24 protein-coding genes are annotated in these 23,030 nt (G+C 39.9%); 13 read left to right on the top strand and 11 right to left on the bottom strand.

Translation table 11 applies throughout. From position 1 onward, the window contains the following. Nucleotides 1–14: 14 nt before the first annotated feature. Complete coding sequence (panD, locus tag CYAN7822_RS09075; RefSeq protein ID WP_013321951.1) at nt 15–464, bottom strand: aspartate 1-decarboxylase; 450 nt, start codon at nt 462–464, stop codon at nt 15–17. A gap of 499 nt (nt 465–963) precedes the next feature. Between panD and CYAN7822_RS09080 the strand changes: the two genes are divergently transcribed. After that, nucleotides 964–1,797: a DUF3598 family protein gene (locus tag CYAN7822_RS09080; RefSeq protein ID WP_013321952.1), complete on the top strand. Its 834-nt coding sequence runs from the start codon at nt 964–966 to the stop codon at nt 1,795–1,797. A gap of 4 nt (nt 1,798–1,801) precedes the next feature. On the opposite strand, the gene CYAN7822_RS09085 is transcribed toward CYAN7822_RS09080, so the two are convergent. Then, nucleotides 1,802–3,028: a glycosyltransferase family 4 protein gene (locus tag CYAN7822_RS09085; RefSeq protein WP_013321953.1), complete on the bottom strand. Its 1,227-nt coding sequence runs from the start codon at nt 3,026–3,028 to the stop codon at nt 1,802–1,804. 227 nt (nt 3,029–3,255) lie between these two features. Between CYAN7822_RS09085 and purL the strand changes: the two genes are divergently transcribed. Then, nucleotides 3,256–5,550, top strand: a complete 2,295-nt coding sequence (purL, locus tag CYAN7822_RS09090) for a phosphoribosylformylglycinamidine synthase subunit PurL (RefSeq protein WP_013321954.1) — start codon at nt 3,256–3,258, stop codon at nt 5,548–5,550. 143 nt (nt 5,551–5,693) lie between these two features. Here the strand turns inward: purL and CYAN7822_RS09095 are convergent, their stop codons facing one another. Then, on the bottom strand, nt 5,694–7,277 hold the full coding sequence (locus tag CYAN7822_RS09095; protein WP_013321955.1) for a GIY-YIG nuclease family protein: 1,584 nt from the start codon (nt 7,275–7,277) through the stop codon (nt 5,694–5,696). 215 nt (nt 7,278–7,492) lie between these two features. On the opposite strand from CYAN7822_RS09095, the gene CYAN7822_RS09100 reads away from it, so the two are divergent. Continuing rightward, the gene (locus tag CYAN7822_RS09100) at nt 7,493–7,702 is read left to right on the top strand and encodes a hypothetical protein (protein ID WP_041933185.1); all 210 of its coding nucleotides are present in this window, start codon (nt 7,493–7,495) and stop codon (nt 7,700–7,702) included. A gap of 186 nt (nt 7,703–7,888) precedes the next feature. After that, a complete protein-coding gene (gene purF, locus CYAN7822_RS09105; protein WP_013321956.1) occupies nt 7,889–9,373 on the top strand; it encodes an amidophosphoribosyltransferase in 1,485 nt (494 codons plus the stop codon). Nucleotides 9,374–9,448: 75 nt separating this feature from the next. Here purF and CYAN7822_RS09110 read toward each other — a convergent pair whose 3' ends face one another. The 4 genes from CYAN7822_RS09110 to CYAN7822_RS37565 form a co-directional block, all read right to left on the bottom strand. Continuing rightward, the gene (locus CYAN7822_RS09110; RefSeq protein WP_013321957.1) at nt 9,449–10,522 is read right to left on the bottom strand and encodes a glycosyltransferase; all 1,074 of its coding nucleotides are present in this window, start codon (nt 10,520–10,522) and stop codon (nt 9,449–9,451) included. Between the two features lie 318 nt (nt 10,523–10,840). Next, the gene (locus CYAN7822_RS09115) at nt 10,841–11,605 is read right to left on the bottom strand and encodes a helix-turn-helix domain-containing protein (protein WP_013321958.1); all 765 of its coding nucleotides are present in this window, start codon (nt 11,603–11,605) and stop codon (nt 10,841–10,843) included. After that, on the bottom strand, nt 11,598–12,377 hold the full coding sequence (locus CYAN7822_RS09120) for a pseudouridine synthase (RefSeq protein WP_013321959.1): 780 nt from the start codon (nt 12,375–12,377) through the stop codon (nt 11,598–11,600). Before CYAN7822_RS09120 ends, CYAN7822_RS09115 begins: the two co-directional genes overlap by 8 nt. Nucleotides 12,378–12,437: 60 nt before the next feature. Continuing rightward, nucleotides 12,438–12,611 (bottom strand): hypothetical protein, encoded by a 174-nt coding sequence (locus CYAN7822_RS37565; protein WP_013321960.1) that lies wholly within the window; start codon nt 12,609–12,611, stop codon nt 12,438–12,440. Between the two features lie 300 nt (nt 12,612–12,911). On the opposite strand from CYAN7822_RS37565, the gene CYAN7822_RS09130 reads away from it, so the two are divergent. The 4 genes from CYAN7822_RS09130 to CYAN7822_RS35605 all read left to right on the top strand — a co-directional run bounded on the left by CYAN7822_RS09130 (nt 12,912) and on the right by CYAN7822_RS35605 (nt 15,272). Further along, complete coding sequence (locus CYAN7822_RS09130; RefSeq protein ID WP_013321961.1) at nt 12,912–13,646, top strand: glutathione peroxidase; 735 nt, start codon at nt 12,912–12,914, stop codon at nt 13,644–13,646. Nucleotides 13,647–13,823: 177 nt separating this feature from the next. Next, the gene (dps, locus tag CYAN7822_RS09135; RefSeq protein ID WP_013321962.1) at nt 13,824–14,357 is read left to right on the top strand and encodes a DNA starvation/stationary phase protection protein Dps; all 534 of its coding nucleotides are present in this window, start codon (nt 13,824–13,826) and stop codon (nt 14,355–14,357) included. A 343-nt stretch (nt 14,358–14,700) separates the two neighbouring features. Beyond that, entirely contained in the window at nt 14,701–14,901 is a 201-nt protein-coding gene (locus CYAN7822_RS09140; protein ID WP_013321963.1) for a hypothetical protein, read from the top strand. A gap of 146 nt (nt 14,902–15,047) precedes the next feature. Further along, nucleotides 15,048–15,272 carry a DUF4278 domain-containing protein gene (locus CYAN7822_RS35605; RefSeq protein WP_013321964.1) on the top strand — a complete coding sequence of 75 codons (225 nt, stop codon included), beginning with the start codon at nt 15,048–15,050 and terminating at the stop codon, nt 15,270–15,272. 18 nt (nt 15,273–15,290) lie between these two features. Here CYAN7822_RS35605 and CYAN7822_RS09145 read toward each other — a convergent pair whose 3' ends face one another. After that, complete coding sequence (locus CYAN7822_RS09145) at nt 15,291–16,469, bottom strand: GNAT family N-acetyltransferase (RefSeq protein ID WP_013321965.1); 1,179 nt, start codon at nt 16,467–16,469, stop codon at nt 15,291–15,293. A 174-nt stretch (nt 16,470–16,643) separates the two neighbouring features. Between CYAN7822_RS09145 and CYAN7822_RS09150 the strand changes: the two genes are divergently transcribed. The 3 genes from CYAN7822_RS09150 to CYAN7822_RS09160 all read left to right on the top strand — a co-directional run bounded on the left by CYAN7822_RS09150 (nt 16,644) and on the right by CYAN7822_RS09160 (nt 19,832). Next, on the top strand, nt 16,644–17,210 hold the full coding sequence (locus tag CYAN7822_RS09150) for a hypothetical protein (protein WP_216701571.1): 567 nt from the start codon (nt 16,644–16,646) through the stop codon (nt 17,208–17,210). Between the two features lie 309 nt (nt 17,211–17,519). After that, nucleotides 17,520–18,749: a chloride channel protein gene (locus CYAN7822_RS09155; RefSeq protein WP_013321967.1), complete on the top strand. Its 1,230-nt coding sequence runs from the start codon at nt 17,520–17,522 to the stop codon at nt 18,747–18,749. Between the two features lie 144 nt (nt 18,750–18,893). Then, nucleotides 18,894–19,832, top strand: coding sequence for a DNA-methyltransferase (locus tag CYAN7822_RS09160; protein WP_013321968.1), 939 nt, complete (start codon nt 18,894–18,896; stop codon nt 19,830–19,832). A gap of 1 nt (nt 19,833) precedes the next feature. On the opposite strand, the gene CYAN7822_RS09165 is transcribed toward CYAN7822_RS09160, so the two are convergent. Together CYAN7822_RS09165 and CYAN7822_RS09170 are read right to left on the bottom strand one after the other, a co-directional pair. Beyond that, nucleotides 19,834–20,724 carry a hypothetical protein gene (locus CYAN7822_RS09165; protein WP_013321969.1) on the bottom strand — a complete coding sequence of 297 codons (891 nt, stop codon included), beginning with the start codon at nt 20,722–20,724 and terminating at the stop codon, nt 19,834–19,836. Beyond that, the gene (locus tag CYAN7822_RS09170; RefSeq protein ID WP_013321970.1) at nt 20,705–20,941 is read right to left on the bottom strand and encodes a helix-turn-helix domain-containing protein; all 237 of its coding nucleotides are present in this window, start codon (nt 20,939–20,941) and stop codon (nt 20,705–20,707) included. Before CYAN7822_RS09170 ends, CYAN7822_RS09165 begins: the two co-directional genes overlap by 20 nt. Before the next feature lie 354 nt (nt 20,942–21,295). Here CYAN7822_RS09170 and CYAN7822_RS09175 point away from each other — a divergent pair, with 354 nt between their 5' ends. Then, the gene (locus CYAN7822_RS09175) at nt 21,296–22,078 is read left to right on the top strand and encodes an MBL fold metallo-hydrolase (RefSeq protein WP_013321971.1); all 783 of its coding nucleotides are present in this window, start codon (nt 21,296–21,298) and stop codon (nt 22,076–22,078) included. An 84-nt stretch (nt 22,079–22,162) separates the two neighbouring features. Beyond that, nucleotides 22,163–22,585, top strand: a complete 423-nt coding sequence (locus CYAN7822_RS09180) for a hypothetical protein (RefSeq protein ID WP_013321972.1) — start codon at nt 22,163–22,165, stop codon at nt 22,583–22,585. Nucleotides 22,586–22,654: 69 nt separating this feature from the next. On the opposite strand, the gene CYAN7822_RS09185 is transcribed toward CYAN7822_RS09180, so the two are convergent. Continuing rightward, a complete protein-coding gene (locus tag CYAN7822_RS09185; RefSeq protein ID WP_041933608.1) occupies nt 22,655–22,996 on the bottom strand; it encodes a hypothetical protein in 342 nt (113 codons plus the stop codon). Nucleotides 22,997–23,030 lie beyond the last annotated feature (34 nt).

The following is a 23,030-nucleotide window of genomic DNA, read 5'->3' on the forward strand; positions in this document are numbered from 1 at the left end:
TAAAATGGCTCAACTCAGATTAACGAGTGACCATTCAAGACAATTTCGCTATTATCAAAAGTGACTCGTTTCCCGTCTTCTGTTGGGATCAGGGTTTGATGAAACAATTGCTTAATATGATTTTTTTCATCCGCTACGATCACATGAGCGTGATGTCCTGAACGCAAAACTTCAGCGCGATCGCGTTCTTCATAAGCATAAATAATCAAAAGATCTCCCGGTTGACACAGTAAAGCGGCTCCTCCATTGGGACAAACTTCTCCGGCTCCAGGTTCTCCAGGAAACACATAGGTAGAAAAGCGTTTCCCATTGTTGAGGTTCACAATATCTACTTCTTCCAGAGGAAATATCCCTACTTGATCTAATAGTTGCTGATCAATGGTAATACTGCCAATATAATCCACATTTGCCTCTGTTACTCGTACCCGATGCAGCTTGGCGTGCATTAGTCGAATTTTTCCCATTACCTCTCCTAACTCAACTTTTCTATTTTAGAAGGTTTAGTTAACTCTAGACTGTCATCTAAATCTATTGTCTGAATCGTTGTTTGTCTGATCAATTTTATGACTATTGGCTACAGATAGCGCTTAACGGCAAGAGGAAAAAGGTTAGCGAACAAGCTTTTCTGTTTACCTTTGTCATCAATTCCTAATGGTGATCTCGATGTAGCGTTTTTTTAGAGATTTGGGAGCCTGATCACTCTGAGATTATGCTTTACCCGACGCAACCGCCCCAATTTTTGCTCTTTAATCATTGATCGTCCTAGCCCAAGGAACTTTTAAGATAACTTTTATTATTTTAACATGAACGACTCGCGATCTTGGCTGCGAGCCTAGGCCGGGTTGCTGAGGCTTCATTTGTTGCGCTTTTCCCAACCCTTCAGCCGCACAGAGCCTTGAGTCGGTAGGTTTCTTAAAATATAATCTACCTAATAATTGCGCTAACTTCTACTGGGTTTTAGTTATGACTTCTCAATGGGATTATTTTCTCAAAAATCTTGGTCAATGGCAAGGTTCATTTACTTCTTTATCTCCCCTGGGTGAAGTGAGAGAAGATGTCAAGAGCATTCTAACTTTAGAAGGATTTAACAATAATAGTACAGTTCGTTTAGTCCTGCAACGCTTTCCCCCCAATCAGCCGCCCCATGAATTAAAACTCGAATTTACCTCTTTAAGTCGAAGTCTTCTTTTTTGTGAAACGGGGGCTTTTTCTCAAGGTTCAATGCAGTGGTCACCTTTTTCGGATTTTGGGGCTGAATTAAGTTTAATTGATCAGGATCGCCGCTTACGTTTAGTACAGCTTTTTAATACTCAGGGAAAATTCAATCAATTAACTTTAATTCGCGAAAAATTAGCGGGAACTTATCCACCTGAAAAACCGGATTTAACCCTCGAACAATTATTAGGAAAATGGGTGGGAGAGGCAATTACTATTTCCCCTGATTGGTATTCCTCTGAACCTTTTCCTACTGAGCTATTAATTGAGCGTACAACAGATAATCGTATTTTACAACAGCTTACTTGGGGAAAGGGCGATCAAAGACGGACCATGAGTTCTAGTGCTATCATTGACGGTTCAAGATTATTATTTGATCAGAGTAACCTGCCTGTACAAATTTTGCTTTTACCTGATGGAGCTTCTTCTAACTGTCCTCTAGAAATTAAACTCGGACACAGTTTTGTTTTAGAAGTAGGATGGTTAATTGCTCCCACTCGCCGACAAAGGCTAATTCGACGGTATAATGAAAAAGGAGAGTGGGTCAGTCTAACCTTAGTTAAAGAAGAAAAAACTGCTTAAAGGTTTAACTGATCATTTCACCAAAGACTTGTTCATAGCGAGATAAAGATATTTGAAAATCATAATTTTTCTCGGCATATATTCTTCCTTTTTCTCCAAAAGTTTCTAACTTGTCTCGATGCTCATATAATTCTCGTATGGCTTCAGCTAAAGCTTTTGAATCTTCCGGAGGAACCACGATTCCTCCTCCACTATCTTTAATGGCTTTGGCGGCTGTTCCATTGGAGGGAACTGAAGCGATAATAGCACGACCACTAGCGAGTAAAACTTGAATTTTAGAAGGCATATTAAAAGAAATAACGTTATGTTTTTGGATGACAATACTAACATCGGCGGCGGCTAACATTTCTGGCAATTTATGGCGAGGCTGAAAAGGGCGCAGCACAACATTATTGACTTTTCGACTTTGTCGATGAGCGTCTAGCCATTCTAAAGCCTCTTCTTTTCCGACAATAACAATCACAATATCCTTAATATCTTGAAGCCAATAAGCCGCATCAATTAAAGTTTCTAGGGGTTGAGTGAGAGCAATGTTTCCCGAATATAGAACGACAAATTTGTCTTGTAAATTATTCTCAAGCCGAAAATAATTTTGTCTTTTTTCTAAAGGTTTAACAAAATTAATATCAACCCAATTAGAGATTTCTACAATTTTTTCAGGAGCAACTCCTTTGCTTAGTAAATTTTGGGTAAATCCATCAGCAATAACACAAATTAGATCGGCACTAGAATAAGCAAAACGTTCTAATTTCTTAAAAATACTAATCATTTTTTTATTGCTAAGTAAGCCGACATGAATAGCGGCATCGGGCAGAATATCTTGCAGATTTAAAACGACAGGAACTTGATAGATCCATCCTAAAATTGCTGCCGGCACACAAACCGGTAACCCGGGTATCGTTAAAAAAATCACGTCAGGCCGCCGTCCCATTAAAGCTTGAAAAAAGCTCAACAGCACAAAGCTCAGTTCAAATAAAATACGATTAATCAAGCTCCGTCGCCGACCGATCCAAACAAAACATCTTTGAATGATGACCCCATTACGTTTTTCTGTAGCATATAATTTTCCTCGATAATCCGGATAAATTTCACTTTCAGGATACCAAGGCATGGCTGTGATCACTCTAACTTCATGACCTCGTTTCACTAAACCTTCTGCTAATTCCGTCATTAAAGGAGCGATACCAATAGGTTCAGGGTAGTAGTTATAAGAATAAATTAGAATTCGCATATCCTCTATTCCCAAAAGAACGGCCTTTTTCAAAATTTCAGTAAAAATACCGAATGGCTGATTGATAAGTATGAAACCACGACCACTTGACAGCAGCCGCTCAATCTTATTAATAGGTTGCCCGAATTCCTCAATAAATTATCAAGGGCGAAAAAAATCAATGAATTCTCTTACCTGTGTTAAAAAAAGTTGCTAAGATGATCTCTGTCCCGCCACCCTGGAAACTTATGTCTAGCCCTTTTTCCTCTCAAGAAATTGCCGCCGAAGGACTCAAACCCGAAGAATACACAGAAATAGTTAAACGCCTAGGCCGCCATCCCAACAAAGCTGAACTAGGGATGTTTGGAGTCATGTGGTCAGAACATTGCTGTTATAAAAATTCTCGACCACTGCTAAAACAGTTTCCTACCCAAGGTGAACGCATTCTCGTTGGGCCAGGGGAAAATGCCGGTGTGGTAGATTTAGGAAACGGATTAAGATTAGCCTTTAAAATTGAATCCCATAACCATCCTTCAGCCATAGAACCTTTTCAAGGAGCCGCTACAGGTGTAGGAGGTATCCTCAGAGATATTTTTACGATGGGAGCGCGTCCGATCGCCAGTTTAAATTCTCTTCGCTTCGGAAGTCTGGATAATGTTCGCACAAGAAGATTATTTGCCGGCGTAGTAGAAGGTATAGCCCACTACGGAAATTGTGTCGGAGTCCCCACTGTAGGGGGTGAAGTGTATTTTGATAATGCTTATAGCGGCAACCCCCTAGTCAATGCGATGGCCCTGGGATTGATGGAAACCCCTGAAATTGTTAAATCTGGGGCTTCAGGCATCGGAAATCCGGTTTTATATGTCGGTTCTACCACAGGACGCGATGGGATGGGCGGCGCAAGTTTTGCCAGTGCAGAATTAACCGATCAATCTATGGATGATCGCCCGGCCGTACAAGTGGGCGATCCTTTCTTAGAAAAATCTTTAATAGAAGCTTGTTTGGAAGCTTTTAAAACCGGTGCAGTGGTAGCCGCTCAGGATATGGGCGCTGCCGGTATTACCTGTTCCACTTCGGAAATGGCCGCTAAAGGTGGGGTGGGAATCGTACTAGACCTCGATCAAATCCCTGTGCGAGAAAGCGGCATGGTTCCCTATGAATACCTCCTCTCAGAATCCCAGGAAAGAATGCTATTTGTGGCACAAAAGGGACGAGAAAAAGAATTAATCGAAATTTTTGAGCGTTGGGGACTGCACGCGGTGGTGGCCGGAGAGGTGATCGCCGATCCGATCGTGAGAATTTTATTTCAAGGAGAAATAGCCGCCGAAATTCCCGCTACCGCCTTGGCCGATGATACCCCCATCTATCATCGAGAACTGCTCTCACAAGCGCCTGAATATGCCCAAAAAGCTTGGCAATGGTCAGTAGATACTCTCCCCAACCCTAACCCTACTGGCATAGAAATTAAGGGTAAATTTAGCACTTGGAATGAGATTTTGTTACACCTGTTAGATACCCCCAGTATTGCCTCTAAGCGTTGGGTATATCGCCAATATGACCATCAGGTACAGAATAATACTTTGATTTTACCTGGGGGAGGAGATGCGGCTGTCATTCGCATTCGCCCTATCGACGCTAAACCCGTAGATTCTAAGATCGGTGTAGCCGCTACGACTGATTGTAATAGCCGCTATGTCTATTTAGGTCCCTACCAAGGAGCCGCATTGGCTGTGGCTGAAGCCGCACGGAATTTAAGCTGTGTCGGGGCTGAACCTTTGGCGGTTACCGATAATCTCAATTTTGGCAGTCCTGAAAATGCGATCGGTTATTGGCAATTGGCAGAAGCTTGTCGGGGTATCGCTGAAGCTTGTCAGGAAATGAATACACCGGTGACAGGGGGAAATGTGTCTCTATACAATGAAACTCTAGATTCTCAAGGGAACCCTCAACCCATTTATCCTACCCCAGTTATCGGTATGGTGGGATTAATCCCAGATATTACTCGTGTTTGTGGCCAAGGCTGGCAAGCTAATGGGGATATTATTTATTTATTGGGGGATTGTTTACCGACTCTTGGGGCTTCTGAATATTTGGCGGCTGTTCATGGTGTTGTTGCAGGGAAGCCGCCACAAGTGGATTTTGAGTTAGAAAAACGGGTTCAACAATCTTGTCGTTATGGGATTCGTCAAGGTTGGGTTAATAGTGCCCATGATTGCGCTGAAGGGGGGTTAGCGGTAACTTTAGCTGAGTGTTCTATTAGCGGTAAACGAGGGGCACAAATACAAGTTTCTTTTGCGGATAATTTGAGGCTCGATGAGTGGTTATTTGGAGAGTCGGCTAGTCGCATTGTGGTTTCGGTTAAGCCGGATTTTAAAAGAGTTTGGGAGGATTATTTACGGGATATTTTAGGTGATCAGTGGCAAGAAATTGGCGTTGTTGGAGATGAGGGAGATCGGTTAAAGATTAATGATTTAATTGATTTGAGTGTTGATGAAATGACTGATTTTTGGGCGACTGCTATTGAGCGGCGTTTAGTGAGTTAGTTTTTGTTTCGCGCTCCAGACGCAGAGGAGCAAAAAAAGCACAAAGAGGTTATCTGTAGGGTGGGTAAGGTCGCTAATGTTTTTGTATTAAGTTTTTAAGGTTTGGCTGACTTTGCCCACTATCTAGCATTAAGATTGCTGACTTAAGTTTTGATTGATTCACGAGTAAATGTTGTTTTTAAGTTGGCTATGCCGCTATTTTGAAGTCGTTCCCGAATGAGTTGTATGGCTTCTTCATATTTCATCCCGTCTTTAGGCCCAAATGGGATAGAAATACTGCTGTTGTTATCTATTTCAATGTTTATTTTTGCAGGCACGATAAATTTTTTAGCAGAAATATAAACTTTGTTTATATATCCCTCGTTTTCACTGAGTTCCACTTTAGCAAAGTCTGATAGATAGGGTTCAAATAATAGCCACGCTAGACGATCTACTGTTGCTCTTATGTAAATATATTTGTAGGGTAAATTATCATGATTAAAATTTTGACCCCTTAATCCTTTACTTCCTTGGATCATATTGCTAATAGGGACTGACGTTTTTTTATCTCCTTGCTCTGTCGACAAATTAATGTCTTTTTTACCTAAAGGTTCGCGTAAATCTCCTGCAAAGCATTTGACATATATATAAATTCTTTCTGTTTGTAGATTGCCAGTGTACATCAGCTTGCTATAGCGCGTTATATCAATCCCTCTTGCCGTTAATAAACTAGAGATATCGGTTTTATTACTACGGCTTCCTATTCCTCGTTTACCTGTCTTAAAATCTTGAGCTATTTGTTGTAATAAAAATTTTCCTCCTTTTACATCTATAGATTCATTAAATACTACTTTAATAGGATCAGTTTCATAAGGGAGGATTCGTTGTAAAGATTGATGGTTAAGTTTAACAAATTCGCCGCTAAAGTTTGCGGGTATATATAAATCCCCCTCGGTTTTACAGCAGTTTTGCTTCAAAATTTCTAACGAATCATTGTCTATCGCTTTAAATGCTATGCCTGTTAAAGTTTGTGAGTGATAAGTTGTGATCAATTCAGTTACATTTTTATTGACAGTACAAACCTCTATAGCATAGCCATTAACAACTAATCTTCGACCAGTCAAATAAAATCTGAAACCTGATGAACTCTCCCATTTATTGGCATAGGATTTACGAGGTTGAAAAATATTACGCAGAAAAGCTTCTTTTGCTTGCCAGTCCTCTGTTACTTCATCCATATCTGCTAGGTTAATACCTATATGAATGACACTTAAAGGTAAAATTTTTTTACGTACCCTCCAGTCTTGCCTAAAATCAATACATTTTTGCACATACAAAGGATCATTTTGACGAGGGGGTTCTATACCCAGAATAAAAGCAAAATCTGAGATAGCCGCTAAAGTTTCCCGTAATAATGTCTCGGCTGGACGAACTTTTTTAGTCTTTACCTTACTTCCATTTAAGTGCGGGTTATATTTTTCAATCCGTTGTTTTTCTGCTTCATCCAAAAAGCCTGTAGCCACCAATTCATAATAGATACGAAATGATTTCTTTTTTTGCGCCGCTAATTGATGTAACCGATGATGAGTTTTTCCTGCCCAACGTTTATTAATATTTTTGGCTTGACCAACATACCAAACTAAACCGGTTTCATCAACAACATAATAAATACCTGAATAAGCAGGCAATAATTCTTTATTTTTTAAATCAAGATTAGGCAGTTGTAAAATATATTCATCCGCATTCATGTTATTAAAAGATCATAGAGAGTTCGCAGGGAGTTAAAATCATGTTATCCTTAGTGTAAAATAGAAAATCCTTGCCCTACAATTAGAATTAATACGTAAGTTTGATTAAATCCTATTTCATTACAGAAATCCCACAAGCTCAGATTTTCCCAAATCCGGGTGATTTCGAAGATTGGTGGGAACCCCTACACCCTGTCTAAACCTAAAATCAGTTGGTGCAAGATATCAGGTTATGGAGTCAAGCACTTTTCTGTTGGGTGGGGACATGGGAAGACACCATCGATAAAAAAACTTGTTTTTGGTTAAGATTTTATGACCAACCAGAAAACTTACGGCTATGGGCTGAAGAAGCCGCACAACAGCGAGCAGAGCGTTTAGTAGCCAGGTTGAGAGAATTAGGAGAAGACCCTGATAGCCTTTCATAATTAACTTTTAACACTGTTAACCGATGGTCACTCACTGATGACGATGGACTGCTCACTATTGACTGATGACTAATAATGATTTTTTGTTAAAAAAAAGTTAACCTATGTTAACTTTGCCTAAATAGATTAGTCTAGAAGTGGACGATTAACCTAATTGACTGTCGGGATCAGGAGCCAAAGCATAGAATGATTGCCAAGCCATCTCCATACTCTGAGGAGCAACCTACACAACAACATAAGCGTAATCTAGAATTACCCGATAAACCCGAAGAAGCCTGTGGGGTTTTTGGACTTTATGCCCCTGAAGAAGAAGTGGCTAAACTAGCCTATTTTGGATTGTATGCTTTACAACACCGAGGTCAAGAATCTGCCGGCATCGCCACTTTTGACAAAGACACTATCTATTGTCACAAAGACATGGGTTTAGTCTCTCAAGTGTTTAAAGAGACGAGTTTAAATGAGTTACCTGGATATTTAGCTGTCGGGCATACTCGCTATTCCACTACTGGCTCTAGCCATAAAGTTAATGCTCAACCTGCTGTTATTAATACCCGTCTCGGTCATCTTGCATTAGCACATAATGGTAATTTAGTCAATACGATCGACCTGCGACAAGAATTAGAGAGACATGGATGTGATTTTATCACCACCACTGACTCGGAAATGATTGCTGTGGCGATCGCTCAACAAGTTGATGAGGGGAAAGATTGGCTAGATGCCGCTATCGGTGCTTTTAAAAAGTGTTCTGGGGCTTACAGTTTAGTGATTGGAACTCCTCAAGGTATGATGGGAGTCCGAGACCCTAATGGCGTTCGTCCTTTAGTCATTGGTACTTTAAATGAAAACCCAATGCGTTATGTGTTAGCTTCAGAAACCTGTGGTTTAGATATTATTGGGGCTGAATATTTACGGGATGTGGAACCCGGAGAAATGGTCTGGATCACTGAAGAAGGTTTATCCTCTGTTCATTGGGCAGAAAAACCAGCCAGAAAATTATGTATTTTTGAGATGATTTATTTTGCCCGCCCTGACAGTATTATGCACGATGAGACTTTATACACTTATCGGGTTAGATTAGGTCATCAACTGGCAAGAGAATCCTATGTAGAGGCGGATTTGGTGATGGGTGTACCGGATTCTGGCGTGCCTGCGGCGATCGGTTATTCTCAAGTCTCAGGAATTGCATATGGAGAGGGCTTAATTAAAAACCGCTATGTGGGACGGACCTTTATTCAACCTACTCAACATATGAGAGAGTCGGGGATAAAAATGAAGTTAAATCCCCTTAAAGATGTCCTTCAAGGCAAACGGATTATTATTGTAGATGATTCCATTGTCAGAGGAACCACAAGCCGCAAAATTGTTAAAGCACTGCGAGATGCAGGCGCAAAGGAAGTTCACATGAAAATTTCTTCGCCGCCTGTGACTCATCCTTGTTTCTATGGTATTGATACGGATTCTCAAGAACAGTTAATTGCCGCTACTAAATCTACTGAAGAGATCGCCAAGCAAATTGGTGTTGATACTTTAAATTATTTGAGTTGGGAAGGGATGTTAAAAGCAACCGGCGAAGATCCTCAGAGTTTTTGTTCGGCTTGTTTTACGGGTGATTATCCTATTGCTATCCCCGAAAAAATCAAACGTTCTAAATTAATTCTAGAGACAGTTTAAGCTGATTAGACTCAATTAAGAATTAAGAAAAGCCAACCTTTCTTAATTCTTAGTTATTTATTTAAATTAAAAAATTCAGATTATAGATTGAATCGTCTGTACAAACTCTTGGTTTTTAAAATAAGCCATATAAACTTGTCGAGCATTCTCAATAATTTTCTCGGTTTCATCAGGATGGCTTAAATAATAGCTGCATTTCTCTTCTAAATCCGAAAAATCCCACGAGACTGGCACATAGGTTTCATAATCAATAAAAATATTAGGTTTAGTATTAAGATGAGCCATTGAAGGTTTAATCAATAAACACCCATAGCATACAGCCTCAAAATCTCGCCAACAAGTTTCTCCCCATCCAAATGGACTAAAAACAAGGCGACTACTCTTGATTTCTTGGAGATACTGACGAGGAGATACAAGCTTATTACCCGATGTTTCATTAGCGACGACCTTATACTGAAACTTTAACGGTTCAAGAGCTTTTAGTGCTTTGATACGGGATTGACTATACCAATCATTCTGTTTATTTCCCAAAGAAAGACGAGCAAAAATATCAATTTTTTTACTTGGCTTATTAAACCCAAATAAAGGTTTGTGAAATAGATCTTTCTGAAATTTTTTAGCCGTACCCAGATTCCAGCCGGGAATTATTTTGTCTATATCGCTCTCAGAAACTTTTGAACCTACAAACCATTCACCAAAATCATATTTCCATTCTTTAGCCATAAAATCCGTTAACATTGAACCACCTATATAATCATTTTTGTAATTCTCTAAATTTTGATAACACTGACGCTTCAAAAAATAGTCTACATAGGGCAGTAATGAAAAATAATTGGTACTAGCCTGAGCGAAGGGATCAATAAAAATTAATTTTCTTTCTGGACTATCTTGTCTTAATTTAGCAACTATTTTCTCAGCTTTAGTTAATTTTTCTTCAGTGAGACTTTCCTGCCAAGATGGAAGCAAAAAAACAATATCTGAACTATTAGCTTCACAAATTTGACCAATTTCAGTAAAGGTTGCTGCGGTAAACTGTTGGACACTTAAATTGAGTTGCTTTATTAAAATTTTTTTATTTTCAGTAAACGGCTCTCTTTGAGCCACAGCGATTTTATCTTTAATATAGCCGACTAAAATAGCTTTTTTCATTGTTTTTCAGTGTACTTAAGAGTTGGACAATATTGGTGATTGATGTTAGTTTAGCAGCTTATAAATAGATTGGGAACAATCTTGTCGAGCATTCTCCTCCCAGAGGTGATGGTTAGCTATAGATGGAAAAACGATCAATGGTAGTTAAGTCATCGATGAAAAATTTTATTTTATTGTTATTAATACCTTAATAAAAAAAGACTATCGATCTTTCACAAAATCTTAAAGAACGATAGCCAATAATATCTACGCACTTTTTCTTTGTCTATACAGTAAAATTTGAGGAAGGAAACCGCTCTAAGAGAGCCAGCAGTTAGATTACAAACTAGGTTTAGCATTAAAGGTAATTTCTTGCATTTGTCCAGGTTTTCCCAACTGTCGCGGCTGATCCTCATTAAAGGTAATTAATACGCCTCCGGCATTACCTGCACGAACTGTTAATTGTTTGTTAGCTATCCAGGTTCGATGAGTTCCTTGTGGAAGCATACCCTCAAATTCGGTTTTGCCATCCACCACCACTTTTAGCCAACACTCTTCCTTCAATTTAAGATTAACGACTACTGGCCTATCTGAGGGGTTATTCGCTGTAGCAGACGGGGGGACCTGATGAGGACTCGGTTGCTGTTGTTGAGGGTGAGATGGATTTTCTTGGCGACTCACTTCTAAGGCAGATTGCTTAAGAATATGAGAAATTCCTCTAACCGAAAATATAACTAATAAAATATACAAAAAATAGAGATGTATAGGGCGTAGCTGTAAGCCAGGTAAACGTAAATAAAAAGACCCTCGACTCGGTATACTCGTCAAATAAACCGGAAAACTTCTAGCGATGGGAGTTCCTTCTAAACCTAAAAAATCAGCGAATCGCTTAATTAACCCTCGTACATAAATCGGTTCTGGCAAACCCTCAAGGTCGCCGGCTTCTATGGCTTTTAACAAGCGCTTAGGGATACGAGTTTGTTTCGTCACTGTTTCTAAAGAAATGTCTTGTTCAGTGCGAATTTGATGAAGTTTAGAGCCAATTTCTTGCAGTTTGGCTAGTTGTTCATCACGAGGGTTAATTTTAGGCTTTTTCCTAAACATAAAGCGCCGCTTCTGTCCCGATTGCTAAATTAACGTGATTTCTGAGATAATCTATTTCAAATGTTTTTAAAAAGCGGTAATCACCACTAGCTAAACTTGGTTCATTGGCAGGATTCAATTGAATCAAACCTATAGCAGTGCGATGGAGTTTGAGGACATTAAAGCCCAATAGCTGTACTATTCGACGGATTTGACGGTTTTTGCCCTCCGTTATAACTACTTGCAATTGAGTTTGCTGATGATGACGCTTTACCACTTTGACTTGGGCGGGTTGAGTCTTTTTGCCCATTAGCATAACACCTTCGCGCCATTGTTGTAAGATCTGTTCACCTGGATTACCATCTATCCAGACTTGATAGGTTTTTGGCAGATGGTAACGAGGATGTGTCAAGCTTAGGGTCAGTTCTCCATCATTGGTTAACACTAATGCACCTGTGGAGTTAATGTCTAATCTGCCAACCGGATGAATGCCTGTTCCTTGATTTAAGGTTGCCGGTAGCAACTCAAGCACAGTAGGACGATTTTGAGGATCGTGACAAGTTGAAACAACTCCTAGAGGTTTGTTCAGCAAAATATAAATAGGTCGAGGACGATTAACGGGCTGTATAATTGTACCATCCACTTCTAATAAATCTTGATGGGGATCGGCTTTGTCTCCAAGAGAGGCTATATTGCCATTGAGACGCACCCGACCAGCCAATATTAATTTCTCAGCTTGTCGGCGGGAGGCAATCCCCCATTGGGATAAAATTTTTTGTACCCGTTCTGTCATCGACTCTGTTTTAGTTGGTTAAGTTTAGTTAAGTTGCTACAGTCATTATATATACCTCTGCTAAAAAGTTCCCAAATTCTGGTTAATTTCTGTTAACGGGCTTTCTTCTAGCCAGGCGATGGCGTTTTCCTCTTCCAGAGTGGGATTGATCGAGATAATAATTTTCAATTCTTTCACACAAATGGCGGCTTGTGAAAATAAGTCTCTCACTTGATCATCAACAGAGATGACCATCTTATGGCTTGCAAGGCGGCTTAAGATTTAATTGATCAACAGTCTCTTAACTGCTTTATTAAAATTATTTTCAGATAAAAATTTGTAACTTCAATTATAAAATAAAATCTCTTCCTACCCTTCCCCATCTCTTTCCTCTTCCCACACTCCCTTCTCAGGATAGATGGTCTTTATATCGTGCGCCCTTTAACCTAGATTTTATTTTCCCTTTTTCCCCTTGACAACTCATAGTCATTATGAGTACACTTTATTTATACAAACTCGGAATGACTACGAGTTAAAAACAAAGGAGTTAACAGAATGCTACAAAACCGCGAAGGTCAAAAAGTTCCCGATGCAAAATTCCGTCTGCGTGTTAACGAACAATGGGTAGACAAAACTACTGATGACCTATTTGCCGGCAAAACTGTAGTGGTGTTTTCCCTTCCGGGGGCTTTTACTCCCACCTGTTCATCGACTCACTTACCTGGATACAATGATTTAGCCGCAGTCTTCAAAGAAAATGGCGTAGATGATATTATCTGCATTTCTGTGAATGACACCTTTGTGATGAATGAATGGGCAAAAGACTTAAATGCTAACAATATTACGCTGATTCCCGATGGTAACGCCGAATTTACCGAAGGAATGGGAATGCTAGTAGATAAATCAGACCTCGGTTTTGGCAAACGTTCCTGGCGTTATTCGATGCTAGTCAAAGATAAAGTGATCGAAAAGATGTTTATTGAGCCAGAAGAACCCGGCGATCCCTTTAAGGTATCGGATGCTGACACCATGCTCAACTACATCAACCCCAACGCCAAGAAAAACCCCTCCATTACCCTATTTACAAAAGTTGGTTGTCCTTACTGCGCTCGCGCCAAGAAAATGCTCCAAGAACGGGGACTAGAATACGAAGAGATCCCCTTAAGTAAAACGGTTACCACTCGTACCTTAACGGCTGTTAGCGGCGCAAAAACCGTTCCTCAAGTTTTCATCGGGGGTAACCTGATCGGCGGCTCAGAAGCGTTAGAAGAATATCTCAAAACCCATTAATCAAGCTCTAGGGTAGGTATCGGCCCACCACCTGCTTTGATCGAGTTTTTTGTTCTCTCATCTCCAATAAATATTGCTCTGTTTGGTTAACCCTAAAGGAGGAAGAAAAGGGAAAACGATTCAGCGACAATAACAAAACAATAGCTTTTATTAACTTGATATTTTGGAGTAACCCTTATGACAGCTACTATTGGACCTAAAAGCAAAACAGGCCGTTTTTATCCAACACGTATTGATTTAGCGGCTGACATTCGCACTCAAGTTGTTGATCTACTCAATCAAACACTGGCTGCCTCTTTAGACCTTAAAACCCAAGTCAAGTATGCCCATTGGAATGTTAAAGGGTTAGATTTTTATCAATTGCATGAGCTATTTGACGAATTAGCCGGAGAATTAGAAGGCTTTATTGACCTAGTAGCCGAACGAGCTACCGCATTAGGCGGAACGGCTTTAGGAACGGCTCGCATAGCGGCGGCTAATTCTATTCTGCCAGAATATCCCTTTGATATTGTAGATGGGGCTGACCATGTTGCCGCTTTAGCCGACCGTTATGGGGCTTATGCCGCTCATTTACGTGAAGCCATTGCTACCACTGCGGATTTAGGTGATGCAGATACATCTGATCTATATACCGAAGTTTCCCGCGAGATTGACAAGCGCTTGTGGTTCCTCGATGCTCATCTAGTCAAGAAAGAAGATGTCAAAAACTAGACTCCTAATATAGGAATTTAGTTTTGGGGAAAGGTTTACACCTTTTGATCCTAAAGATCCAATTCCAGTAGAGAAGTTGCCTACAACCTCTCTACTGACCAAAACTTGGGGCGATCTTCTCAGAAACCCTCTCAGAAATTTAGGCGAATTTTTTAGGGAAGCGGCACAAAGCCTTATCCAAACAGGATTTTTGCAACATGAATAATTTGATTCCACTTATTTCCACTTTTAGGGAAAAAGGTGAGCTACTCAAAAGCCCATAATTCCAATAAATTTGGGACTGACATCCCTTTTGCCCTACAGATATTCTTGTAGATGTCGAGAGTCAACAGAGGCAACGGAAATGTTAAACACTACCCCCAACACCAACAATCAACTGATCCGCAACTATATTATTGCTGCTACAACAGTAATGTTAATGAGCATGGGGGTAGCAGATATGTTTAATAATCCTAGCCGCGTTGCTCAACAAGACCGTCTAGATGGTTATGCTCGTTACATTGGTGCAGGTTTAGTCAACTATGGAAAAAGTTTAGCTCGTTGATGGGTCTATCAACAATAATCAGCTTGCCTCTTAAGTTCGTTCTCTGCACCTGCCCTGTGTGCAGGGTTTTTTTTGTTTTTTTGCGGAATTTTAAAAATCAAAAGTGAATCCCTTAGTAAGCTCAAAAAAACTCAGAGGATTCTCCAATGCAATTAACCTATCGTGGCGTAGTCTACCCTGCAAGCCACACCAACGTCTATAAAGTTAATACAAAACTAGGGCTAACTTATCGAGGTCAAACTTATAACCATTGTCGTGCTATTAGCGTAGCTGGACTACCTCAGAGGAATCTTTCTTATCGTGGCGTAGCTTACCGAGCTAAAACACTACTCATTAGCCCCGTTATTTCAGATAGAAATGATCTTAATTAAGTACCTGGACATAGTTATTTAAAAGAAATCAGGCATCGAAACATTAAAACTACTAAAAATTAGATTAGCTGTGGCCAATGATGCTGGCGTAGCCTTCAAATATCCAGTCAGTTGCAATTGATAAGCACTCATGAAACCCGTGTAAAGGGAAGCTAAACCCCTAATGTCTATTTGAAACTCACCCTTTCCCCCTGGGCTGACTTCTGCTTGCCCTTGAGCGATTTTTAGACAAAATCTACCATTATTAGCCGCTAATAAATCATCGGTTACTTCCAAATGTAACTCAGCTTCTAGGGCTGGTGGATAGCCTCGCTTGGTGAGAGCATTGGGTAAATCAACGATGCGAAGCATCCATTGCATCCGATCAGTGATCTTGGCAGTTTGTTCAGGTAACAATAGCAGAGATGGCTCAAGCAAGCCGCCTCGCCAGCGTACATGAGTAATTTGAGAGCGATGGGCGGCAATAAATGACCAAAACCGTTTAGCCGCTCTATCCGTCAATACTGCCCAATCTTTGAGGGAGAGGATAAATTGGTCTGAATGTCGATGTTGGGTAAAGATAGCGTAACCTTCGGGTTGATTTTTGTCCCCTAACAGATAGGCATAAATTGGCTCTTTTTCGGGAGCCTTAAGAATATTTTGCCATAGAGCTTGATGTCTATCCAAATTCCCGTTGTTAGCTTGGGCTTTCCGGCTATAAATATCTTTAAATATTTCGTCGCTGGCGGGGCTAACGCTCGATATCGGAAGCTCAAAATCATTCAATTTTAACCCGGCTGTGGGTAATTCCCAATTACAGTAACTTCCTCCCTGTTCATAGCCGACTTTTCGATATAAAACTTGAGTCGCCGGATAAAGTACAGAAATCGGGGTTTTTAATTGATAGAGTTCAAGCACCATCTGCCGCACCAGTTCGTATGCTACTCCTCTACCTCGATGTTGGGGAGCAATTCCCACTGCCGCAATTCCGGCCATAGGTACGCGAGTCCCTTCATACCATTGCCCCATCTGATAAATTCCTAAACTGCCAAGAACTTCTTGATCTTGGCACAGAATACGAAAACTCTCTTTCCCAAGGTTGTTAACGTAGTCTTGTGATTCCTCAAGAGAAGCACCAAAACACTGAGCCACCAGTGTTACAACTGTTTGCTCATCAGTCGAGTTGCGGATTAAAGTATACTGAAACTGAGATGCCATTAAAAGTAAACCCTCAAAATTTTCTTTTACCCTAAAGATCGATTTTGTTAGTCTGGTGTTAGATAACCCTCGCCCTTCTAGGCAGATATGAGCAAGTTACCAATTGTATTATATTATAATTCATGCAGAAGACTGATCATCGGGTTTTTGATTTGTTTGGTTTTGGGATGGTGTATGAATAGCACACCTGTACTGGCTGCTTTGGGAGGGGAACAGACTTACTATTGGGTTCATGTTCCTAATGGGGGAGCGCCGATTTTTTCGGGTGATACTCAGGGGCCTTTTGTTAAGGATGAGTACCCGATTTCTCGGGAAGCCTCTGCAAGAGTCCTGAAAGTAGAAAGAGCAGATGTCAAAGCTTTGGAACGTCAACTTGAGCAAAATAATTTGTCTCCCTCTGTGATAGCTGTTTTGACCGGTAAAACGGGCGATTTTAAATGGTTGGGGTTAAGTGGTGGCTTTACGCTGGTGTATCGAGAAGTTCCTCAGCCGCGATATTTAAAGCCTGTGGAAACAGAATATATTTGTTTGTTTGGCGGTGAAAATCCTCAAGTTATTTTTGGGGTTAAAGTTTTGGGTCAGCTTGGAGCAGAAGAGTATAATGAAGGGGCTTCTGGACTGACAAAAGATCCTTTGATTGTTTTAGGTCAGCAATATTTTCCGGCTTCGGCTCCTGGAAAAGTAACAGAGTTTTGGGTTTATTCTAATACGACTTGCTTAAATGTTGATACCGGTTCTTAAGATTAGAATAAGTAGATAAACCTTGCCCTGAACTGTGCCCGTAGCCCTAAGCCTTTAGCCGAGCGGCCCAGCCCTGACGAAAGGAAGAGTCTCAAAGGGGATAGTCAAGGGGCGTTTAAAGGAAAGATGTTTTTTTGTCAATAGCCTAGGGATATATTTTTGATATATTTCTATATCTTGGTTCTATTATTTTACAAAAACTTTGATATAGATAATGCTTATCTTGTTAATGATAAATAAGAAAAAAATACTGTATAATTTGTTACAATAAAAAAATCTAGTCAACTAATGACTAATGACTAATAACTAATGATGAATAAAAACCCGTTCACGCTTACTCGTTTTGTCTTGTTATGGGCGGCTCTTGGGATCATTTGTGGTCTATTTGCGTCTATTTATTGGATTGTATTGGCGTGGATGATCCAAGGGTTTGAACAGTTTAATGGCTGGTCTTTATTATTAATCATGCCGCTAGCCGGTTTAATAGTGGGTTTAGGGATTCATTGGTTAGGAAATCCCGGTGAAATTGGCTTAGTTATTGATAATATTCATCTGCATGGGGGAAGATTATCCATGCGGGAGAATCCCTCGATGATCTTAACTTCTCTGTTTAGTATTGCTGCCGGAGGAAGTGCAGGACCTGAAGCGCCAATGGTACAAGTCACTGGTTCTATAGGAACCTGGTTAGCGGATCGGTTTCGTTGTCAGGGTGACGTACTGAGGACTTTTTCACTTGCGGGTATGGCCTCGGGGTTTACGGTGTTGTTCGGCGCACCCCTGGGAGGAGCGATGTTTGCAATGGAAATTTTACATCATCAAAATGTGGTGGAGTATACAGAGGCGATTTTACCTGCGATCGTGGCGAGTTGTTCAAGTTATATGATTTTTGTGGCGATTACTCGTCTGGGAATTGGCCCAACTTGGCATTTTCCTCAATATGCGGCTGGCAATATCGATGATTTTGTCATGGCTATGGGGGTTGGTGTGATAGGGGCCTTGATGGGTTGGCTATTTATTGTTATTTTCCGTTGGTGCGAACATTTTTTTCAGTCTCTCAAGAGTCCTATTTATGTACAAACAACGTTAGCGGGTTTGGGATTGGGAATTTTAGCGGCTTTGTTTCCTCTGACTCGTTATTTTGGGGAACATCAATTAGAGGACGTTATTGAGGGAAATTTTCTTCCGATTATGCTGTTAGGGTTGGCGGTGGCTAAAATGTTTGCTATCGCTATTACCGTCACGGGAGGATGGCGAGGGGGTATTATTATTCCTCTGTTTTTTGTGGGGGCTTGTTTCGGTAAAGCGTTGATGATTACTCATCCCGAATTTAATGAGGCGTTGGTGATTACTTGTAGTATGGCGGCGATTAATGCGGCGGTGACGAGAACTCCCATTAGTACCACTTTGTTACTTTCTAAGTTAACGGGGTTTAGTTCTTTAGCGCCGATTTTGTTTGCGAGTTTGGTGGGTTTCTTTTTAGCGCCGCGAAAGCCTTTTATTGCTTCTCAGCTTCGACTTGAAGGAAGTAAGCAGCCTTAAAACCATCCTGCTGATAACTATTTAATTGTTGGTCAAGTGTGTTTTACTCAAGCAAATAAGTAGTTATAGTTCTGCTTGGAAGTATGCCGGCTTAAAAATCAGCTATGATGGCTATAAGATCAAGAAGTTGAGTAATATAAAACTGTGTTCGACTACATCACCACAAATTTACCCTTATTTGCCAATCTAGACAAACAATTTATAGTTAAGGCAGACAATCTTGCTGAGATTCATTTTGAAGAGGCTAACTTTATTATTCATGGAGAAGCTTTAGATATGTTGAAAAGGCTGCCAGATGGGTTAATACAAACGGTTGTTACAAGTCCTCCTTATTATGGTCAACGAGACTACGATGTAGAGAATCAGATAGGCATTGAAAAAAATACAGATGAATACATTAATCGTTTAGTTGAAATTTTTGAGGAGGTAAAAAGAGTTTTAAGAGAAGATGGCACATTGTGGATAAATGTAGGTGATAAGTATATAGATGGAAATTTAGCAGGTCTTCCTTGGAGACTAGCACTCGCTCTTAGAGAAAGAGGATGGATTTTAAGGTCTGATATTATATGGTATAAGCCCAATGCAATGCCTTCATCTGTTCGTAATCGTCCAACTACGGATCATGAGTACATTTTTCTCTTTGCTAAAAACTCACAGTATTATTATGATGCAGATGCTATTCGTGAGCCACATATAACTTTTTCTGAAAAAAGTAAAATGCGAGGAGGACGTAATCATTTAGGCAAAAATGGAGGAACTCCAGAACAAGGCAAGAATAGCGGTAATTCTAATTTACATAGAGGGAGATGGGATCAGGCATTTCATCCCAAAGGGAGAAATAAAAGAACAGTTTGGGAAGTCCCTTTATCCAAATTTAGAGATGCTCATTTTGCCGTGTTTCCTGAAAAACTAATAGAACCGTGTATTTTAGCAGGTTGTCCTGAAAATGGTATAGTTTTAGATCCGTTTTTTGGCTCTGGAACTGTTGGTCTAGTAGCGCATAAAAAAGGGCGTAAGTTTATAGGGATTGAACTCAATGAAAATTATTGTGAAATTGCTTCTAAGCGGATTTTTTTTAGATGATTTAAATAAGAGTTTGGAAAACGGGTAACAGTTTTTCTATTTCTTCAGCGAGTAAAGGTTCGACTTCGTTAATTAAATTGGGATTTTTATTGATATAAATTGATTCCCTACAATCCAATGATTGTAAATCACCAGTCCAAGACTCAGCAATAATTACTGGAATACATCTATAGCCTGCTTGATTGGCTTGTGTAATTGCTTTATGAATATCTCTTGTAAACAAGAGAGCATGGCCGCCACCCATTGTTTCACGAGTTTTAACAGGGATTAATATAGTACCTTGTTGACCTTTAACGATAACATCATAAGTTTCTCCACTAAGCTTGATTTGAGTTTTACCTACTTCAAGATTAATTTGATGTTTTTTAAAGATATCGTTTAAATTTCTTCGTACTATCTCCTCAAATAAATTACCTTTTATTGCTCGGCGACTTCCTTCTAGGCGATCAATCATAACCTCAAAAATAGGCAACCAATTCCATTGTTCTTGTTGAGGAAAAATTTCAGACACATACTGACGAACTTGATCCATTAATTTAGCTTTACGTTCATTTAATGAATTACCAGGAACGAGTTTTAGCAAAGGCTCTAAACGTTGGCTTGGTGCATCTCTAAAAATCCAGCCTAAAAATAGCCATTTTGCTTTATCTTTAGGATATGGACGAGCTATTCCATCATATAACTTAATTTCTTGTTCTTCTGAAACGGCTCGATTAAAGTAATTTTTTAAAACTTCTATTGCTTTAGATGAATCCGACTCAACAACAAAATCATATAAGCTATTGTAGTTATGAGTTTTTAAAAAACTAATGAAATCGTCAAAAAATGGTTTATTTAGTTTGGCTATTATCGCCAATTCTTTGAGACGTATGTTATCGGGAATCTTGCTCATCAAAAAATTCTTTCGGGGAAATACCTAAAGCATCTGCAATCTTTTTGATGTTAAGAAGACTAATATTTCTTTCTCCACGCTCTACTCCTCCAATGTAACTACGGTCTAAATTGCATAAATCCGCTAAAGCTTCCTGTGACAAACCACGAGTTTGTCTAAGGTAACGAAGGCGATTACCAAATTGTTTCCTGATATCATTGTCATCAGGTGTTTTCATAAGATTCTAGTTAACACTATTGAGGGTTTTAAGGCTACGGACTTTAAGTACCAAAATCGGTAAAAATTTTATCACTGTTGGGTTTCGTTATTACTCAACTCAACCTACAACTACAACTAAAAAAATTATTCGGTTTTTCTCCTCTCCAGAAAAAAAGCTCTTCCACTCTCTCCCCCAGTATAAAAAAATTTTCCACTTTCCCCCTCCTGTAGGAGGGGGTTGGGGGAGGTGGAGGGGTTGGGGGAGGTGGAGGGGGTAGGGGGGCGGTGGATAGGAGTTAGGGGAGTGGTCAGACGCATTGTTAACTTCTGTAACAATCCCTAAGATAGAAGAAGATGTTACAAAAAAAGATATATGCAGTTAACTTGGTACGATAGCAACTCTTGGCTGATTGAAATGGCCGGAAAACGCATACTCCTAGACCCTTGGTTAGTCGGCCCCTTAGTCTTTGGGAATCTTGGTTGGTTAATTAAAGGAGTCAAAAAGACCACCTATCCAATTCCGGAAAATATCGACTTAATTCTGCTTTCCCAAGGATTAGAAGACCACGCACACCCAGAAACCCTCAAACTCATAGACCGTAATATTCCCGTCGTCGCCTCTCCTAATGCCGCTAAAGTGGTCAAAGCGTTAGGCTATACTCAGGTAACAACCCTAGATCATCATCAAAGCTATACCCTTGCTAATAGCTTAGAAATTAAAGCCGTTCCCGGTTCTCCTATCGGACCTCAATTAATAGAAAATGGCTACATCCTCAAAGAACTAGAAACCGGTTACAGCTTATATTATGAACCTCATGGTTATCATTCCCCATCCCTCAAACAAGATGCGCCTATTGATGTTGTTCTTACCCCAGTAGTAGGAATAACCTTCTTTGGTGTAATACCCTTTCTCAAGGGACAAAAAAAAGCGTTAGAACTGTGTCAATGGTTGCAACCTCAATATATCTTACAAACAGCCGCCGGTAACGATACCTCTTTTGAAGGGTTATTAACCTCTATTTTGCAACCTGAAGGAACCCTTGAGGCATTTCGTCCCCTGTTAACTGAAAATAATTTATCTACCCAAGTTTTAGAATTAAAACCCGGCGAACCTTTCACCCCTCAATTACAACAACGGGCTGTGACTATTGCTTAACTGTGATGTAAGATGAAATGGTAATTAGGTAATAAGCTCTGACTATTGCTGGCTAATTACCAATTTCTCTTATTTTTATGTAACATGTCTATTGAACGCTGGACAGATCAACAACTCGATAAATTAGCTAAAAGAGTAGATCATATTACCGAAGCGGCTTTACAATCTGCCAAGACGGTGGATGATTTATCTAATAAAGTCATTCGAGTAGTTGAACATCAAGAAAATCTTGCCCTCTCTCAACAAAAAATGTTATCTCTTCTGGAACGGATGGGGTTACAACAGGAAAAAATTATCGAAGCACAATCCTTGATGACAGAAAATCAAGTCAACTTAGCTAATTCTATTAAACAGTTAGCTGATTCTCAGATGCAAATGACGAAGATTTTTGAAAATTTACAAGAGCAGATTAATACGACTAAAGCGGCAGTAGAAAGACTAGATCGAATTATGGACTATTTGATGAGGCGAGATGGTGAAAGAGATAAAAATAATGCTTCAGAATAAAAACATTTCTTCAATTTTAAGGAGCGGTAATCCTATTGAGAATAGAAAAATTTGCCGCTCCTTATCAGTCTATATTGTTTGATAAGACCTTCGGATGTGTTTCATCCAACTGGGTATTTGACTCCATAAAGAATTTGATTTCGGTTTCTCTGATTGTTTTTCAGCGAGACTAATCGGAATTAGCATTGAGTCAGTTGCACGCACAACCATTTGACCCTGTGCTAAAGATTCTCGCAACTGTCGTCCCTTTTTCCAAGCATGGAACTTGTTGATGTTCCAACGCGGGTTAGCTGGATATCCTGCAAACCCGGAACGGAGGGCGGCGTGGTTTTCTTGAGCAATATCGATATTGACTAGGATATTTTCGGTCAAGTCAACCACTGCGGGGTTTGGACGGTTTACTTCTTTCAACTCGAAAGTCACCCCCTTTGTGTTATTTAGACAA

The sequence above is a fragment of the Gloeothece verrucosa PCC 7822 genome (assembly GCF_000147335.1).
In the GTDB taxonomy this organism is placed as follows: Bacteria; Cyanobacteriota; Cyanobacteriia; order Cyanobacteriales; family Microcystaceae; genus Gloeothece; species Gloeothece verrucosa.